This is a genomic window from Thermomonospora cellulosilytica, assembly GCF_014138835.1.
GTDB lineage: Bacteria > Actinomycetota > Actinomycetes > Streptosporangiales > Streptosporangiaceae > Thermomonospora > Thermomonospora amylolytica.
Window position 1 is genome coordinate 3,598,138 of the sequence record NZ_JACJII010000001.1, and the last position, 14,415, is coordinate 3,612,552.

The 14,415-nt window shown below is 73.0% G+C and carries 16 protein-coding genes; 8 read left to right on the forward strand and 8 right to left on the reverse strand.

Translation table 11 applies throughout. The features are described 5' to 3' along the window. The first annotated feature begins 29 nt into the window (after positions 1 to 29). Complete coding sequence (valS, locus tag HNR21_RS16990) at positions 30 to 2,564, forward strand: valine--tRNA ligase (RefSeq protein ID WP_182705966.1); 2,535 nt, start codon at positions 30 to 32, stop codon at positions 2,562 to 2,564. A gap of 50 nt (positions 2,565 to 2,614) precedes the next feature. On the opposite strand, the gene HNR21_RS16995 is transcribed toward valS, so the two are convergent. From HNR21_RS16995 to HNR21_RS17010, 4 genes are all read right to left on the reverse strand, one after another. Then, complete coding sequence (locus HNR21_RS16995; protein ID WP_182705967.1) at positions 2,615 to 3,829, reverse strand: Cmx/CmrA family chloramphenicol efflux MFS transporter; 1,215 nt, start codon at positions 3,827 to 3,829, stop codon at positions 2,615 to 2,617. Positions 3,830 to 3,910: 81 nt separating this feature from the next. Continuing rightward, complete coding sequence (locus HNR21_RS17000) at positions 3,911 to 4,483, reverse strand: TetR/AcrR family transcriptional regulator (protein ID WP_182705968.1); 573 nt, start codon at positions 4,481 to 4,483, stop codon at positions 3,911 to 3,913. Between the two features lie 119 nt (positions 4,484 to 4,602). Then, positions 4,603 to 5,301: a YidC/Oxa1 family membrane protein insertase gene (locus HNR21_RS17005; protein ID WP_182705969.1), complete on the reverse strand. Its 699-nt coding sequence runs from the start codon at positions 5,299 to 5,301 to the stop codon at positions 4,603 to 4,605. A gap of 42 nt (positions 5,302 to 5,343) precedes the next feature. Continuing rightward, positions 5,344 to 5,598, reverse strand: a complete 255-nt coding sequence (locus HNR21_RS17010) for a DUF6412 domain-containing protein (RefSeq protein ID WP_157996092.1) — start codon at positions 5,596 to 5,598, stop codon at positions 5,344 to 5,346. A 98-nt stretch (positions 5,599 to 5,696) separates the two neighbouring features. Between HNR21_RS17010 and dut the strand changes: the two genes are divergently transcribed. After that, positions 5,697 to 6,173, forward strand: a complete 477-nt coding sequence (gene dut, locus HNR21_RS17015) for a dUTP diphosphatase (protein WP_119731241.1) — start codon at positions 5,697 to 5,699, stop codon at positions 6,171 to 6,173. Between the two features lie 55 nt (positions 6,174 to 6,228). Continuing rightward, positions 6,229 to 7,056, forward strand: a complete 828-nt coding sequence (locus HNR21_RS17020) for a DUF3710 domain-containing protein (RefSeq protein ID WP_182705970.1) — start codon at positions 6,229 to 6,231, stop codon at positions 7,054 to 7,056. A gap of 60 nt (positions 7,057 to 7,116) precedes the next feature. On the opposite strand, the gene HNR21_RS17025 is transcribed toward HNR21_RS17020, so the two are convergent. After that, positions 7,117 to 7,821 carry a PIG-L deacetylase family protein gene (locus tag HNR21_RS17025; RefSeq protein ID WP_182705971.1) on the reverse strand — a complete coding sequence of 235 codons (705 nt, stop codon included), beginning with the start codon at positions 7,819 to 7,821 and terminating at the stop codon, positions 7,117 to 7,119. A 27-nt stretch (positions 7,822 to 7,848) separates the two neighbouring features. Beyond that, positions 7,849 to 8,310 carry a CBS domain-containing protein gene (locus HNR21_RS17030; RefSeq protein WP_182705972.1) on the reverse strand — a complete coding sequence of 154 codons (462 nt, stop codon included), beginning with the start codon at positions 8,308 to 8,310 and terminating at the stop codon, positions 7,849 to 7,851. Positions 8,311 to 8,458: 148 nt separating this feature from the next. Between HNR21_RS17030 and HNR21_RS17035 the strand changes: the two genes are divergently transcribed. The 5 genes from HNR21_RS17035 (at position 8,459) to HNR21_RS17055 (ending at position 12,979) form a co-directional block, all read left to right on the forward strand. Then, the gene (locus HNR21_RS17035; protein WP_182705973.1) at positions 8,459 to 9,736 is read left to right on the forward strand and encodes an ArsB/NhaD family transporter; all 1,278 of its coding nucleotides are present in this window, start codon (positions 8,459 to 8,461) and stop codon (positions 9,734 to 9,736) included. 77 nt (positions 9,737 to 9,813) lie between these two features. Beyond that, positions 9,814 to 10,233, forward strand: coding sequence for an OB-fold nucleic acid binding domain-containing protein (locus HNR21_RS17040; protein ID WP_119731236.1), 420 nt, complete (start codon positions 9,814 to 9,816; stop codon positions 10,231 to 10,233). Beyond that, the gene (locus HNR21_RS17045; protein WP_182705974.1) at positions 10,233 to 10,940 is read left to right on the forward strand and encodes a DUF3159 domain-containing protein; all 708 of its coding nucleotides are present in this window, start codon (positions 10,233 to 10,235) and stop codon (positions 10,938 to 10,940) included. The genes HNR21_RS17040 and HNR21_RS17045 overlap by 1 nt, the downstream gene beginning before the upstream one ends. Positions 10,941 to 10,950: 10 nt before the next feature. After that, a complete protein-coding gene (locus HNR21_RS17050; protein ID WP_182705975.1) occupies positions 10,951 to 12,324 on the forward strand; it encodes a TrkH family potassium uptake protein in 1,374 nt (457 codons plus the stop codon). Next, a complete protein-coding gene (locus tag HNR21_RS17055) occupies positions 12,317 to 12,979 on the forward strand; it encodes a potassium channel family protein (RefSeq protein ID WP_182705976.1) in 663 nt (220 codons plus the stop codon). Before HNR21_RS17050 ends, HNR21_RS17055 begins: the two co-directional genes overlap by 8 nt. 41 nt (positions 12,980 to 13,020) lie before the next feature. On the opposite strand, the gene HNR21_RS17060 is transcribed toward HNR21_RS17055, so the two are convergent. Further along, positions 13,021 to 13,680: a potassium channel family protein gene (locus HNR21_RS17060; RefSeq protein ID WP_119731234.1), complete on the reverse strand. Its 660-nt coding sequence runs from the start codon at positions 13,678 to 13,680 to the stop codon at positions 13,021 to 13,023. After that, on the reverse strand, positions 13,680 to 14,345 hold the full coding sequence (locus HNR21_RS17065) for a potassium channel family protein (RefSeq protein ID WP_119731233.1): 666 nt from the start codon (positions 14,343 to 14,345) through the stop codon (positions 13,680 to 13,682). Before HNR21_RS17065 ends, HNR21_RS17060 begins: the two co-directional genes overlap by 1 nt. Positions 14,346 to 14,415: the final 70 nt, after the last annotated feature.

Genomic DNA, 14,415 nt, shown 5'->3' on the forward strand with positions numbered 1-14,415 from the left:
TCGCGGCGGTCCGTCAATAGCATTGGCACATGAACCCACCACCGCGTACTCCACGTGTCCCGGAAAGGCCCTCGCTCGCCGGCCTGGAGGACAAGTGGGTAGGCGTGTGGGAGGCCGAGGGCATCTACCGCTTCGACCGCGACCGGCCGCGCGAGGAGGTCTTCGCGATCGACACCCCGCCGCCCACGGTCAGCGGCTCCCTGCACGTCGGCCACGTGTTCTCCTACACCCACACCGACACGGTGGCGCGTTATCAGCGGATGCGCGGCCGGGCGGTGTTCTATCCGATGGGCTGGGACGACAACGGCCTGCCCACCGAACGCCGGGTGCAGAACCACTTCGGGGTCCGCTGCGACCCCTCGCTGCCGTACGACCCGGAATTCACCCCGCCCGAGCGGCCCGATCCCAAGCGGCAGGTCCCGGTCGGCCGCCGCAACTTCATCGAGCTGTGCGAACGGCTCACCGAGATCGACGAGCGGGCGTTCGAGGAGGTCTGGCGGCGGGTCGGCCTGTCGGTGGACTGGAGCCTGCTCTACACCACGATCGGCGACCGGGCCCGGGCCGCCTCCCAGCGGGCGTTCCTGCGCAACCTGGCCCGCGGCGAGGCGTACCTGTCGCAGGCGCCGACCCTGTGGGACGTCACGTTCCGCACCGCGGTCGCGCAGGCCGAGCTGGAGGACCGCGACACCCCCGGCGCGTTCTACCGGCTGCGCTTCCACGCCGACGAGCGCCCGGTGTACGTCGAGACCACCCGCCCGGAGCTGCTGCCCGCCTGCGTGGCGCTGGTCGCCCATCCCGACGACGAGCGGTACCGGGAGCTGCTGGGGCGCACCGTCCGCACCCCGTTGTTCGGGGTCGAGGTCCCGGTCGTGGCGCACCGGCTGGCCGAGCCGGACAAGGGCTCGGGCATCGCGATGATCTGCACGTTCGGCGACGTCACCGACGTGACCTGGTGGCGTGAGCTGGACCTGCCGACCCGCGCGGTCATCGGCTGGGACGGGCGGCTGGCCGCCGACCCGCCGCCCGGCGTCCCCGCCCGGCCGTACGACGAGCTGGCGGGCCGGACCGTCCACGCCGCCAAGGAGCGGATCGTCGAGCTGCTGCGCGAGTCCGGCGACCTGGACGGCGAGCCCCGCCCGGTCACCCGGCCGGTCAAGTACTACGAGCGGGGCACCAGGCCGCTGGAGATCGTCACCACCCGCCAGTGGTACATCCGCAACGGCGGCCGGGACGAGGGGCTGCGTTCGGAGCTGCTTTCCCGGGGACGGGAGCTGACCTGGCATCCGCCGTTCATGCGGGCCCGCTACGAGAACTGGGTGCAGGGCCTGAACGGCGACTGGCTGATCTCCCGGCAGCGGTTCTTCGGCATCCCCATCCCGGTCTGGTACCGGCTGGACTCCGCGGGCGAGCCGGTCTACGACGAGCCGATCACCCCGCCGGAGGACATGCTGCCGGTCGACCCGTCCTCGGACGTGCCGCCCGGCTACACCGAGGAGCAGCGCGGCAAGCCGGACGGGTTCGTCGGCGACCCGGACGTCATGGACACCTGGGCCACCTCGTCGCTGTCCCCGCAGATCGCCGGGGGCTGGGAGAGCGACCCGGAGCTGTTCGCCAAGGTGTTCCCGTTCCACCTGCGGCCGCAGGGCCACGACATCATCCGCACCTGGCTGTTCTCCACGGTGGTGCGCTCCCATCTGGAGCACGGCACGCTGCCGTGGAGCGACGTGGCGCTGTCCGGCTGGATCCTGGACCCGGACCGCAAGAAGATGTCCAAGTCCAAGGGCAACGTCGTCACCCCGATGGGGCTGCTGACCGAGCACGGCACCGACGCGGTCCGCTACTGGGCGGCCGCCGCCCGGCCGGGCACCGACGCGGCGTTCGAGGTCAGGCAGATCAAGGTGGGGCGGCGGCTGGCCACCAAGATCCTGAACGCCTCCCGGTTCGTGCTCGGGCTGGGGCCGGTGCCGGACGGGGCCGAGGTCACCGAGCCGCTGGACCTGTCGATGCTGGCCGCCCTGGCCGAGGTGGTCCGGGAGGCGACCGAGGCGTTCGAGGCGTTCGACCACGCGCGGGCGCTGGAGCGGACCGAACGGTTCTTCTGGGACTTCTGCGACGACTACCTGGAGCTGGTCAAGCAGCGGGCCTACGGCGACGGGCCCGCGGCGGCCTCGGCGCGGGCGGCGCTGACCGGGGCGCTGTCGGTGCTGCTGCGGCTGTTCGCGCCGATCCTGCCGTTCGTCACCGAGGAGGTCTGGTCGTGGTGGCGGGACGGCTCGGTCCACCGGGCGTCCTGGCCGGACCCGGCCGAGTTGCCCGCCGGCGGCGACCCGGCGCTGCTGGCGGTCACCGCCGAGGCGCTCCGCCAGGTCCGCAGGACCAAGTCCCAGGCCAAGGTCTCGATGCGCGCCGAGGTCTCCACCGCGGTCGTCCGCGGCCCGCGGGCCGGCGAAGTCCGCGCCGCCGCCGGGGACCTGCGGGCCGCCGGCAACATCGAGGTCCTGCACCTGGAGCCGGAGGGCTCCGCCGACCTGCGCGTCACCGTCACCCTCGTCGGCGGGGAGTGACGCCCGGCCGGGCGCGGGGACCTTGTGACCGGTCCCCGCGCCCGCCGCGGTCAGCGGCCGTCGGTGACCGGCACCGGGGCCGCGGCGGGTTCGGCCGCCGGGTTCGCCCGGACGGCGGAACGGCGGGACGACAGGGCGGCCGACGCGGCGGTGACGAGGGCCGCCGCGATCAGCGCCGCCCCGATCCAGGCCACCGACCGGTAGCCCAGGCCGGCGTCGATGGCCAGCCCGCCCAGCCAGGGGCCGACGGTGATCCCGACGTTGAAGGCCGAGATGTTGACCGCGGCGGCGAGCGTCGGGGCGCCCTCGGCCAGGGCGAACACCCGGGTGTTCAGCGCCGGGTTGATCCCGAAGCCGGCCCCGCCGAGCAGGAGCGCCAGCACGAGGGTCGGCGCCGGCGCCCCGGCCAGCAGGGCCAGTCCCGCCGAGACGACGACGCCGCCCGCCAGGCCGACGTGCAGGGTGGTGAAGGGGCGCCGGTCGGCCACCCGGCCGCCCAGGGTGATCCCGATGGTCGCGCCGAGCCCGTACAGGGCCATGACCAGCGGGACGCTCCCCTCGGACAGGCCGGTGACCTCGGTGACCAGCGGGGCCAGGTAGCCGAAGGTGGCCAGCAGGCCGCTGGTGGCCAGCGCGGTCGTGGCGTAGGCGGCCCACAGCCGCGGCATGGCCATCGTGCGCAGTTCGTCCCGCAGCCGGGGCGTGCCCGCGGCGCCGGGCCTGCCGCCGGGGATGGTGGCGAACACGCCGATCATCGCCAGCGCGGACAGCGCGGCCACCGCCCAGAAGGCCGCCCGCCAGCCGTAGTGCTGGCCGAGCACGGTGCCGGCGGGGAGCCCGGCGACGGTCGCGACGGTCAGGCCGCCGGCCACGACCGCCATGGCCCGGCCGCGCGCGTCGGGTCCGGCCAGCCCGATCGCGGTGACGCTGGCGGCGGCCCAGAACCCGGCGTAGACGAAGGCGGCCACCACACGGGTGCCGAACAGCACGGCGTAGTCGTCGGTCAGCGCCCCGGCGACGTGCGCCGCGACGAAGACGGCCAGGAACGTGAGCATGGCGGTGCGGCGCGGCCAGCGCAGGGTGAGCACCGCCAGCGCCGGCGCGCCGGCGAGCATGCCCAGCGCGAACGCGGAGATGAGCAGGCCGGTGGCGGACACCGACACGCCGAGGTCGGCGGCCATCTCCGGGAGCAGCCCCGCGATCATCAGTTCCGAGGTGCCCTGGGCGAAGATGGCCAGCCCCAGGACGTGGACGGCCAGTGGCATCGCTGCGCCTCCTGTTTTGGATGGATCAGTTCAAAATTTGGCCCGGAAAAAGGGGCGGCCGGAGCCGCCCCGCGGTGTGTCTCAGAGGGCGTCGAGCGCCGTGGCGACGATGCCCTCCCTGGTGGCCCGGTCGGCGCCCGCGCGGGTCGCGATGTGGATCCCGGTGAGGGCGGCCATGACGAACTCGGCCAGCGTGCGGGCGTCCTTGGCCGGGTCGATCTCGCCGGCCCGCATGGCGGTCTCGATGGCCGTCGCCAGCATCGCGACCCGTTCGTCCCGGTGCCGCCGGATGCGGCGGGTGATCTCCTCGTCGTGCCGGTCCAGTTCGACGATGGTGTTGATGACCAGGCAGCCGATCGGGTCGCCGGGGAGGGGGTCGACCGCCCGCCGCAGCAGCGCCCGGATCCGGTCCCGGATCGGCGCGGGCTCGGCCAGGATCTCCGCCAGGCCCGCGTTGACGTAGGCGAAGTAGCGCAGCAGCGCCTTCTCGAACAGTTCGTGCTTGCTGCCGAAGGCGTTGTAGACGCTGCTGCGGCCGAGCCCGGTGGCCCTGCACAGGTCCTCGGTCGAGGTGGCCTCGTATCCGGTGGACCAGAACGTGCGCATCGCCGCCTCCACCGCCCGGTCCTCGTCGAAGGTTCGCGGCCGTGCCATGCGGCCACCGTAACACGTTTTGTGCCGAGCGATCCAAAACCCTTCCCCGCGATCCGTACCCGTGACGCGGGCGTCGGTGGGCGCGTCCGCGGGGGCCTGCGGACGTCCCCTGGAGACGGTCAGGCGGACGGGGCCGGGCGGTGCAGGACGGCGCGTTCGGTCAGCGTCCAGGTCGTCGTGACCAGCAGGTAGACGCCCGCGGCCAGCGGGAGGAACAGCGCCATCGCCACCGTGCCGAACGGCATCAGCCGCAGCACCCGGCGTCCCGGCAGGTCGGGGGCCAGGGCGGCGTCCATGCGGCGGGACGCCGGCCAGGCCACCGCCGCCAGCAGCACCAGCAGGCCCACGAACGCCAGCGACGGCGCGGTGAACAACCCGCCGGCCAGGACACCGGCGAAGTTCTGGCCGAGCGGCGCGCCGAACACGGTGTGGGCCAGCAGCACGTTCTGGTGCCCGTCCACGACCGCCGACGTGAACAGCCGGTACATCACGTAGAAGAACGGCGCCTGCGCCAGCGCGGGCAGGCACCCGGCGGCCGGGGAGACGCCTTCCGCCTGATGCAGGGCGGCCAGTTCGCGCCGCAGCCGTTCCGGGTCCTTGCCATGGCGGCGGTGCAGTTCCCCGACCCGGGGAGCGAGCCGGGCGCGGGCGCGTTCACCGCGGGCGGCGGCGACGCCGAGCGGCAGCAGCAGCGTGCGGGCCGCCATCGTGAACAGCGCGATCGCCAGGACGGCCGCGCCGCCGGCCGCCACCGGCTCCAGCGCCCGCGTCAGCGCCAGAACGAGGTCGTACGCGAGAATGACGGGGACATCGAGCATCGAGGAACCTCTCCAGAACGAACGGACATGACCGGGGACCGGTCACGCCGAGGGCGCTCTGGACAAGGGCCGTCCCGGGGCGGCGGGATCGCGCAGCCGCAGATAGCCGGTGACCGCGACGCTCACCCGCAGCGCGGTGCGGACCCCGGCGGGCGACGAGGGGCCCGGCGCCCGCACGGCGGCGCTCACCGCGACCGCCAGCAGCCCGGCGATCGCCAGCGCGGCCAGCGCCGGCAGCGCGCCGCCCTGCCCGGACAGCACGTCGGCCAGCACGCCCAGCATCGCGAGCACCGGCATCTCCACTCCCGTCGCCGTTCACCGGCATCGACGCGCGAGGGGGCGCGCCGGTTCCCGCGGGGGTGCGGGGCGGCCGGATCCGGATAAGGTTGCCGTCCGTGAAGCCATCCGTGGACGTGCTCATCCAGCGGCTCGACGAGGATCTGCCGCTGCCCGCGTACGCGCATCCCGGCGACGCCGGGGCGGATCTGTTCGCCCGGGTGGACGTGGAGCTGGCGCCGGGGCAGCGGGCGGTGGTGCCCACCGGGATCGCCATCGCCCTGCCCGACGGGTATGCCGGTTTTGTTCATCCACGGTCGGGTTTGGGCGCTAGGTTTGGGGTCACGATCGTCAATGCCCCCGGCACCATCGATGCCGGATATCGCGGTGAGATCAAGGTGACCCTGCTGAACACCGACGCCTCCGAGACCGTGCGGCTGCGGCGCGGCGACCGGATCGCCCAGCTCGTCGTCCAGAAGGTGGAGCGGGCGGCCTTCCACGAGGTGGCCGCGCTGCCCGGATCGGCCCGCGGCGCGAACGGCTTCGGCTCCACCGGCGGCCTGTCCGCGACCGCATCGGGGGCCGGGCACAACTAGGCTGGGCGCGCTACGGCAGCGGTCAGATCGAGCACATCAAGAAGGAGCGTGAGTCGTGCCTATTCGACGTCGTCGCCACGACGAGGAACCGGACAACAACCTCGACGTGGCCCGCGAGCAGGCGGACGCCGTCGAGACGGACGACGCCCCCGCCGGCGGGGCGGGCGACGCCACCGGCCCCTGGGACGTGGCGGACGCCTTCCCCGAGCTGGACCGCCTCGACTTCGGCTCGCTGCGGATCCCGGTCGGCCCCGGCCTGGGCTTCCAGGTGAACTTCGAGGCCACCGAGGTGGACGCGCAGGGCAACCCGGTCAACGGCCGCCCGGTCGCGGTGCTGGTGCAGCACGCCGAGAGCGTCCTGCAGATCCAGGCGTTCGCCGCGCCCAAGCGCAGCGGGATCTGGGACGAGATCCGCAGGGAGACCGCCACCGAGATCACCGAGCAGGCGCAGGGCCAGGCCGAGGACCGCCCGGGCCCGTTCGGCACCGAGCTGCTGGCCATGGTGCCGGCCCAGCTCACCCAGGAGATGCTGAACGAGATGCCGCCCGAGGTGCGCGAGCAGATCCCGCAGGAGGTCATCGACCAGGGCTACGCCTGGCAGCCGGTGCGGTTCATCGGGGTGGACGGGCCGCGCTGGTTCCTGCAGGGCGTGGTGCAGGGCGCCGCGGTCGAGGACGAGGAGCAGTGGCAGGTCCTGGAGGACGTGTTCCGCAACATCGTGGTGGTCCGCGGGGAGCAGCCGATGCCGCCGCGCGAGCTGCTGCCGCTGAGCCTGCCCAAGGAGTTCACCGAGGCCGCCCAGCAGGCCCAGCAGGGCGAGGGCGAGGGCGGCGAGACCTTCGACCCGTTCGAGCGCGGCCCGGAGATCACCGAGGTCCGCTGAGCCGCCGTCCCCGTCGTGGCCGCGGCCGGCGGCCGGCGGTCATGGCGGGGAGGCCCGGCGTCACAGCTCGATCAGCTCGAACGGCATCGCGTGCGGCACCCCGGCGTCCCGTCCGGCCTGCTCGCAGATGCCGGTGAGGAACGCGTCGGGGTCGAAGTCCTGCCCGAGCCCGTCGAAGTAGGCCCGGTGCGCCCGCAGCGAGGCGATGCCCGCCGCCAGGTGCCCGGTCACGTCCACGTAGTGCGCGGCCTGCGGCGAGTTGGCCACCAGCGCGAACCGCACCCCCTGCCAGGGTTCCAGCCCCAGGTCGCGGAACACCCAGCGGTTGGCGGCGTCGCGCACCGCGTCCAGCACCGCCAGGCCGAACACCCGGTGGTCGGCCATGTTGAAGCCCTCGCCGCCCGGCCAGGTCTCCCGGAAGTTCCCGGTGATCACCACCTCGGGCCGGTGCCGGCGGATCGCCCGGGCGATGTCCCGGCGCAGCGGCAGCCCGTACTCCAGCATCCCGTCGGGATGGTCGAGGAACTCCACGGTGTCCACGCCGACCGCCCGCGCCGCCTCGACCTGCTCGTCGGTGCGGATCCGGGCGGCCTCGGCGGGGTCCATCCCGTCGATCCCGGCCTCCCCGCGGGTGGCCAGCACCTGCACCACCGTCCTGCCCTCCGCGGTCCACTTGGCGATGGCCGTGGACGCGCCGTACTCCAGGTCGTCGGGGTGCGCCACCAGGGTCAGCGCACGCTGCCAGTCCTCCGGAACGGGTCGCATGGGCCCCACGCTAACCCGTGCCGGGCCTCACGCGGAGGGCAGTATCCGTTCCAGCAGGTCGACCACGGTGATCGCGCCGATCATCGGCGGGTCGGAGCCGCCGCCGGACTCCACCACCGCCACCAGGGGGCTGTGGGCGGCGGCCATCAGCGCGGCGATCTCCATCGCGGTGGCGTCGCCGTCCACCGCCGGGACCCGCTTGAGGTCCTGGTGCAGCAGGTCCCTGACCTTCCGGCCGCGCAGCCGCTCGCACAGCCGGTCGGCCTGCCGCTCGGCGTACACGTGCGCGAGCGCCGGGTCGTCCTGCACGTACTGCGGAACGGCGAACCGCAGGATCTGCGAGCCGGGCAGCACCGCCACCGGGTGCATGGCGTCGTCCACGACGATCAGGCCGGGCAGCCGCCGCCCGACCATCAGCCGGGCGGCCTCCATCGCGTCGCTGTCCAGTCCGATGACCGGGAACTCCCGGGCCAGCTCACGCGCGCGCACGCCTCGACGGTACCCCCTTGCCGCGATCATCGGCAGTCCCGTTAGGGTGGCGCGAAGGTGTGCCGGGAAGTCTGGTCGGCGAGCGAGGACGGTCCGTCCGCAGGACGGGGTGTAGGGGGTCGTCCCCCCATCAAGCGAAAGGACACGGGTGAGCGCCGCCGCCGCGATCGTCATCTTCGCCGTCGCCTACGTCCTCATCGCCGCCGAACGGATCCCGCGCACCACCGTCGCGCTCGGCGGGGCGGCGCTGATGCTGCTGCTGCACATCACCGACGCCGAGGCCGCGTTCTTCTCCGAGGAGACCGGCGTCGACTGGAACGTGGTGTTCCTGCTGCTGGGCATGATGGTGATCGTCTCGGTGCTGCGGCAGACCGGCGTGTTCGAGTACGTGGCGATCTGGGCGGCCAAACGGGCCCGGGGCAGGCCCTACCGGCTGATGGTGATGCTGGTGCTGCTCACCGCGGTGGCGTCGGCGCTGCTGGACAACGTCACCACCGTGCTGCTGATCGCCCCCGTCACCTTCCTGGTGTGCGAGCGGCTGGCGCTCAACCCGGTCCCGTACCTGATCGCCGAGGTGATGGCCTCCAACATCGGCGGCACCGCCACCCTGGTCGGCGACCCGCCCAACATCATCATCGCCAGCCGCGGGAACCTGTCGTTCAACGACTTCCTGATCCACCTGGCCCCGCTGGTGGTCGTGCTGGTCGCGGTGTTCTGCCTGCTGTGCCGGGTGCTGTTCCGCTCGGCGTTCCGCTACGACCCCGAGCGGGCCGCCGAGGTGATGCAACTGGAGGAACGCGAGGCCATCACCGACCGGCGGCTGCTGGTCCAGGGCCTTGTGGTGCTGGGCGTGGTGGTCGTCGCGTTCGTGCTGCACCCGGTGCTGCACTACGAGCCGTCGGTGGTGGCGCTGCTGGGCGCCGGGCTGCTGGTGGCGGCCACCAAGGTCACCACCGAGCAGGCGCTGGAGGAGGTGGAGTGGCCCACCCTGGTGTTCTTCATGGGCCTGTTCGTCATGGTCGGCGGGCTGGTGGAGACCGGGGTGATCGGCGGGATCTCCGAACGCGCCGCCGAGGCCACCGAGGGGCGCCTCGGGTTCGCCGCCATGCTGCTGCTGTGGGCGTCGGCGGGCCTGTCGGCGATCGTCGACAACATCCCGTACGTGGCCACCATGAGCCCGATCGTCGCCGACCTGGTGCACGCCGCCGGCCCGGACGGGCAGGTGCTGTGGTGGTCGCTGGCGCTGGGCGCGGACCTGGGCGGCAACGCCACCGCCATCGGCGCCAGCGCCAACGTCGTGGTGCTGGGCATCGCCGCGCGCAACGGCCACCCGATCAGCTTCTGGCACTTCACCAGGTACGGCGTCGTGGTCACCCTGATCACCGTGGCCCTGTGCGTGCCGTACCTGTGGCTTCGCTACCTGTAGATCTCCCCGCGGATCTCGGGCGAATCGCCGGGAGCATGACGGTTGGTCCGGGGCTGTGGTGCCTTAGCCTGTGTTCCATGGACGAGGTGCCGGCAGGGTCGGCCGTGGGCACGGACGGCGCACCCGACCAGGGGCGCGAACGCGGGCTGCGACGGTTGTGGCGTCGCCTGTCCGCCGGTCGCGAGGAACTGGAGGCCGAGGAGCTGCAGCGGACCTCCGGGGCGGAGGGCGCGACGCCGATCGTGGCGTGCGCCGAACGCGTCCGCACCCGCGTGGCCGGTACGCTACGGACCGTGACTTTGCGACCGCGGGGCGGCGCTCCGGCGCTGGAGGCCGAGCTGTACGACGGGACCGACGTGATCAGCCTGGTGTGGCTGGGCCGGCGGAAGATCGCCGGGATCGAGCCCGGCCGCAAGCTGACCGCCGAGGGGCTGGTCAGCCTGCAGGACGGCCGCAAGACCATGTTCAACCCGCGCTACGAACTGCGGGGGGACTGATGGCGGAGGGCACCGGGCAGACGGCCGGGCAGGCCGCGGAGCAGGCCGCCGGCGGGACCGGGGAACGCCCCGTCACCTACGACACCGTCGAGGCGGCGGTGCGCGCCCAGCTCGCCAAGGCCCTCGGCGGGGTGCGCGGGATGGTCGAGGCGGCGGTGCCGACCATCGGCTTCACCGGCACCTACGTGATCACCGGCGAGCTGCGGCTGTCGCTGCTGGTCGGCGCGATCGCCGCGGTGCTGCTGCTGGCGGTGCGGGTGCTGCAGCGCTCCACCCCGCAGTTCGTGCTCAACAGCCTGGTCGGGATCGGCGTCGCGGCGTTCTTCGCGCTGCGCTCGGGGGAGGCCGAGGACGCCTTCCTGCCCGGCATCATCTACAACGCCGCCTACGCCGCCGGGATGATCTTCTCGATCCTGGTGCGCTGGCCGGTGGTCGGCTTCGTCATCGGCTCGGTCACCGGAGACCCCACCGCCTGGCGGTCCGACCCCGGCATCGTGAAGCTGTGCTCCCGGCTGACCTGGCTGCTGGTGCTGCCCTGTGTGGTGCGGGTGGTGGTGCAGTACCCGCTGTGGCTGGCCGGTCAGGTCGCCTGGCTGGGCGCCGCCAAGATCGCGCTCGGCTGGCCGCTGCAGGTCGCCGCGCTGGCCGCCATGGCCTGGCTGCTGGCCCGTGGCCGCACCCCGCTGCAGGGCACCACCGCCGCCTGAGCCGGTTCCCATGACCCTGCTGTCACGGCGCCCGGGCTCGTTCGGCGGGGTGGTGCTGTCCCGCTTCCAGCGTCCCGGGCAGGTCATCGTCGGGGGGTTCGCCGCCGTCATCGCGATCGGCACCGCGCTGCTGGCGCTGCCGATCGCGACCACCGAGGGGGAGCCGGCGGGGACGCTGCCCGCCCTGCTGACGGCGACCTCGGCGGTCTGCGTGACCGGGCTGATCACGGTGGACACCGATCCGCACTGGTCGGTGTTCGGCGAGGTGGTGATCCTGCTGCTGATCCAGGTCGGCGGGCTGGGGATCATGACGCTGGCCACCCTGTTCGCGCTGCTGGTGTCCGGCCGGCTGGGACTGCGGGCCCGGCTGCTGGCGCAGGCGGAGACCAAGACCCTGCACGGCGCCGACCTGCGCCGGGTGATCCGCAGGATCGTGGTGTTCAGCCTGGTGTCGGAGACGGTGCTGGCGGTGGTGCTGTCGCTGCGGTTCGCCCTGGGCTACGCCGAGCCGCCGGGCCGGGCGATCTGGCTGGGCGTGTTCCACTCCGTCTCGTCGTTCAACAACGCCGGGTTCACCCTGTGGACCGACGGCATGGTCCGGTTCGTCGCGGATCCGTGGGTGGTCCTGCCCGTGGCGTTCGCGGTGATCCTGGGCGGGCTCGGTTTTCCGGTGGTGTTCGAGCTGCTGAGCAACTGGCGGCGGCCGCGGACCTGGTCGGTGCTGACCCGCATCACCGTCGGGGTCAGCGCGGCGCTGCTGGTGGGCGGGACCCTGCTGTTCACCGTCGTGGAGTGGCAGAACCCCCGGACCCTGGGGCCGCTGCCCGACCACGTGAAGTTCATGGCGGGCTTCTTCACCGCGGTGATGCCGCGTTCGGGCGGCCTGAACGTCATCGACATCTCGGCCATGCGGCACGAGAGCTGGCTGGCCACCGACATCCTGATGTTCATCGGCGGCGGCAGCGCCGGCACCGCGGGCGGCATCAAGGTCACCACCTTCGGGCTGCTGGCCTTCGTGATGTGGGCCGAGCTGCGCGGGGAGGACCGGGTGAACGTGGGGCACCGCCGGGTGGCGGGCCCGGTGCAGCGCCAGGCGCTGACCATCGCGCTGCTGGGCGTCGGAATCGTCGCGGCGGGCACCTTCACCCTGCTGGCCATGGTCCCGCACAGCCTGGACCGGGTGCTGTTCGAGGTGGTGTCGGCGTTCGCCACGGTGGGCCTGAGCACCGGGATCACCCCGCAGTTGCCACCGCCCGGGCAACTGCTGATCATCGTGTTGATGTTCATCGGCCGGGTCGGCCCGCTGACCGTGTTCTCCGCGCTCGCGCTGCGCGAGCGCACCCGCCGTTACGAACTCCCCGAGGAGCGACCCATCGTTGGCTGAGAGACGGAACGACCCCGTGGTGGTCATCGGGCTCGGCCGGTTCGGCAGCTCGCTGGCCCTGGAACTGGTGCGCCAGGGCACCGAGGTCCTGGCGATCGACCACCGCCCCAAGGTGGTGCAGGCGATGGCCGGGCAGCTCACCCACATCGCCACCGCCGACTCCACCGACATCGAGGCGCTGCGGCAGCTCGGCGTCCCGGAGTTCCGCCGCGCCGTGGTGGCCATCGGCAGCGACATCGAGGCCAGCATCCTGACCACCTCGCTGCTGGTGGAGCTGGAGATCGAGGACATCTGGGCCAAGGCGATCAGCCGCCAGCACGGCCGGATCCTGGAGCGCATCGGCGCCACCCACGTGGTGCTGCCCGAGCACGACATGGGCGAGCGGGTCGCCCATCTGGTCAGCGGCCGGATGCTCGACTACATCGCGGTCGACGAGCACTTCGCGCTGGCCAAGACCCGCCCGCCCAAGGAGCTGGTCGGGATCCCGCTCGGCGACACCGGGCTGCGCCGCAAGCACGGCGTGACCGTGGTGTCGGTCAAGAGCGAGGGCGAGGAGTTCACCTACGCCACCCCCGACACGGTGCTGCAGTACGGCGACCTGATCATCATCGCCGGGGCGACCGACAAGGTGGAGCGCTTCACCGAGCTGCTGTGACGGCTTCGGGCCCCCCGGAGGCGACGGGCGCCCCGCGGGGCTCAGCGCGCCGACAGCAGCTCGGCGAGCTCGTCCTCCATGTCCTGGTTGGCCACGAACAGCAGCTCGTCGCCGGCCTCCAGGGTGTCGTCGGGGCTGGGCACCAGCACCCGGCCCTCCCGCAGGATCGCCACCAGCGCGGTGTCGGTCGGCCAGGTCACCGCGCCGACCCGGGAGCCGGCCAGCGGCGCGTCCTCCGGCAGCGTCAGCTCCACCAGGTTGGCCTCGCCCTGCCGGAACGTCATCAGCCGGACCAGGTCGCCGACGCTGACCGCCTCCTCCACCAGCGCCGACAGCAGCCGCGGGGTGGACACCGCGACGTCCACCCCCCAGGACTCGTTGAACAGCCACTCGTTGCCGGGATGGTTGATCCGGGCCACCACCCGCGGCACCCCGTACTCGGTCTTGGCCAGCAGCGACACCACCAGGTTGACCTTGTCGTCGCCGGAGGAGGCGACCACCACCTGGCAGCGTTCCAGCGCCGCGTCGTCCAGCGAGGCGATCTCGCAGGCGTCGGCCAGCAGCCACTCGGCGCGCGGGACCATCTCGACCTTGATGGCCTTGGGGTCCTTGTCGATCAGCAGCACCTCGTGGCCGTTCTCCAGCAGCTCCTGGGCGATGGACCGGCCCACCGCGCCGGCCCCGGCGATCGCGACCCGCATCACCGCTCTCCTTCCGGCCGGCGCGCCACCGCGGCGTTCAGCCGTTCCATGTCGTCCGAGCGCGCCATCACGTGCACCACGTCGCCGTCCTGGATCACCGTCTCGGGATCCGGCACGATCGCCTCGCCCATCCGGGACAGGAACGCCACCCGGGTGCGCACCTCCTCCTCGAACGCGGTCACCTTGGTGCCCACCCACGACGGGTCGACGCCCAGCTCGGCCAGCATCACCTCGCCGGTCGGGTCGCGCCACAGCGGCAGCGCCCCGTCCGGCAGCAGCCGGCGCAGCATCTGGTCGGCGGTCCACCGCACGGTCGCCACCGTGGGGATGCCCAGCCGCTGGTAGACCTCGGCGCGCCGGGGGTCGTAGATCCGCGCCACCACGTTCTCGACGCCGAAGGTCTCCCGCGCCACCCGGGCGGAGATGATGTTGGAGTTGTCGCCGCTGCTGACCGCCACGAACGCGGAGGCCTGCTCGATCCCGGCCTCCTCCAGCACGGCCCGGTCGAACCCGACCCCGGTGACCCGGCGGCCCCGGAAGCCCCCGCGCAGCCGCCGGAAGGCCTCGGGGCTCTGGTCGATGATCGCCACCGAATGACCCTTGTCCTCCAGGATGTGGGCGAGCGTCGAGCCGACCCGCCCGCATCCCATGATCACGATATGCACGGCCGTCCTTTCCCCTGCGTCCCCGGCCTGTCCGGCGTCCCTAGGGGCGTGCTCCCTGGAAGATCCATGA

Excerpts from the sequence above, each read along its gene's own strand:
- valS (WP_182705966.1), top strand. The coding sequence starts at position 30 with ATGAACCCACCACCGCGTACTCCACGTGTCCCGGAAAGGCCCTCGCTC.
- HNR21_RS16995 (WP_182705967.1), bottom strand. The coding sequence starts at position 3,829 with ATGCCACTGGCCGTCCACGTCCTGGGGCTGGCCATCTTCGCCCAGGGC.
- HNR21_RS17000 (WP_182705968.1), bottom strand. The coding sequence starts at position 4,483 with ATGGCACGGCCGCGAACCTTCGACGAGGACCGGGCGGTGGAGGCGGCG.
- HNR21_RS17005 (WP_182705969.1), bottom strand. The coding sequence starts at position 5,301 with ATGCTCGATGTCCCCGTCATTCTCGCGTACGACCTCGTTCTGGCGCTG.
- HNR21_RS17010 (WP_157996092.1), bottom strand. The coding sequence starts at position 5,598 with ATGCCGGTGCTCGCGATGCTGGGCGTGCTGGCCGACGTGCTGTCCGGG.
- HNR21_RS17025 (WP_182705971.1), bottom strand. The coding sequence starts at position 7,821 with ATGCGACCCGTTCCGGAGGACTGGCAGCGTGCGCTGACCCTGGTGGCG.
- HNR21_RS17040 (WP_119731236.1), top strand. The coding sequence starts at position 9,814 with ATGGACGAGGTGCCGGCAGGGTCGGCCGTGGGCACGGACGGCGCACCC.
- HNR21_RS17045 (WP_182705974.1), top strand. The coding sequence starts at position 10,233 with ATGGCGGAGGGCACCGGGCAGACGGCCGGGCAGGCCGCGGAGCAGGCC.
- HNR21_RS17050 (WP_182705975.1), top strand. The coding sequence starts at position 10,951 with ATGACCCTGCTGTCACGGCGCCCGGGCTCGTTCGGCGGGGTGGTGCTG.
- HNR21_RS17060 (WP_119731234.1), bottom strand. The coding sequence starts at position 13,680 with ATGCGGGTCGCGATCGCCGGGGCCGGCGCGGTGGGCCGGTCCATCGCC.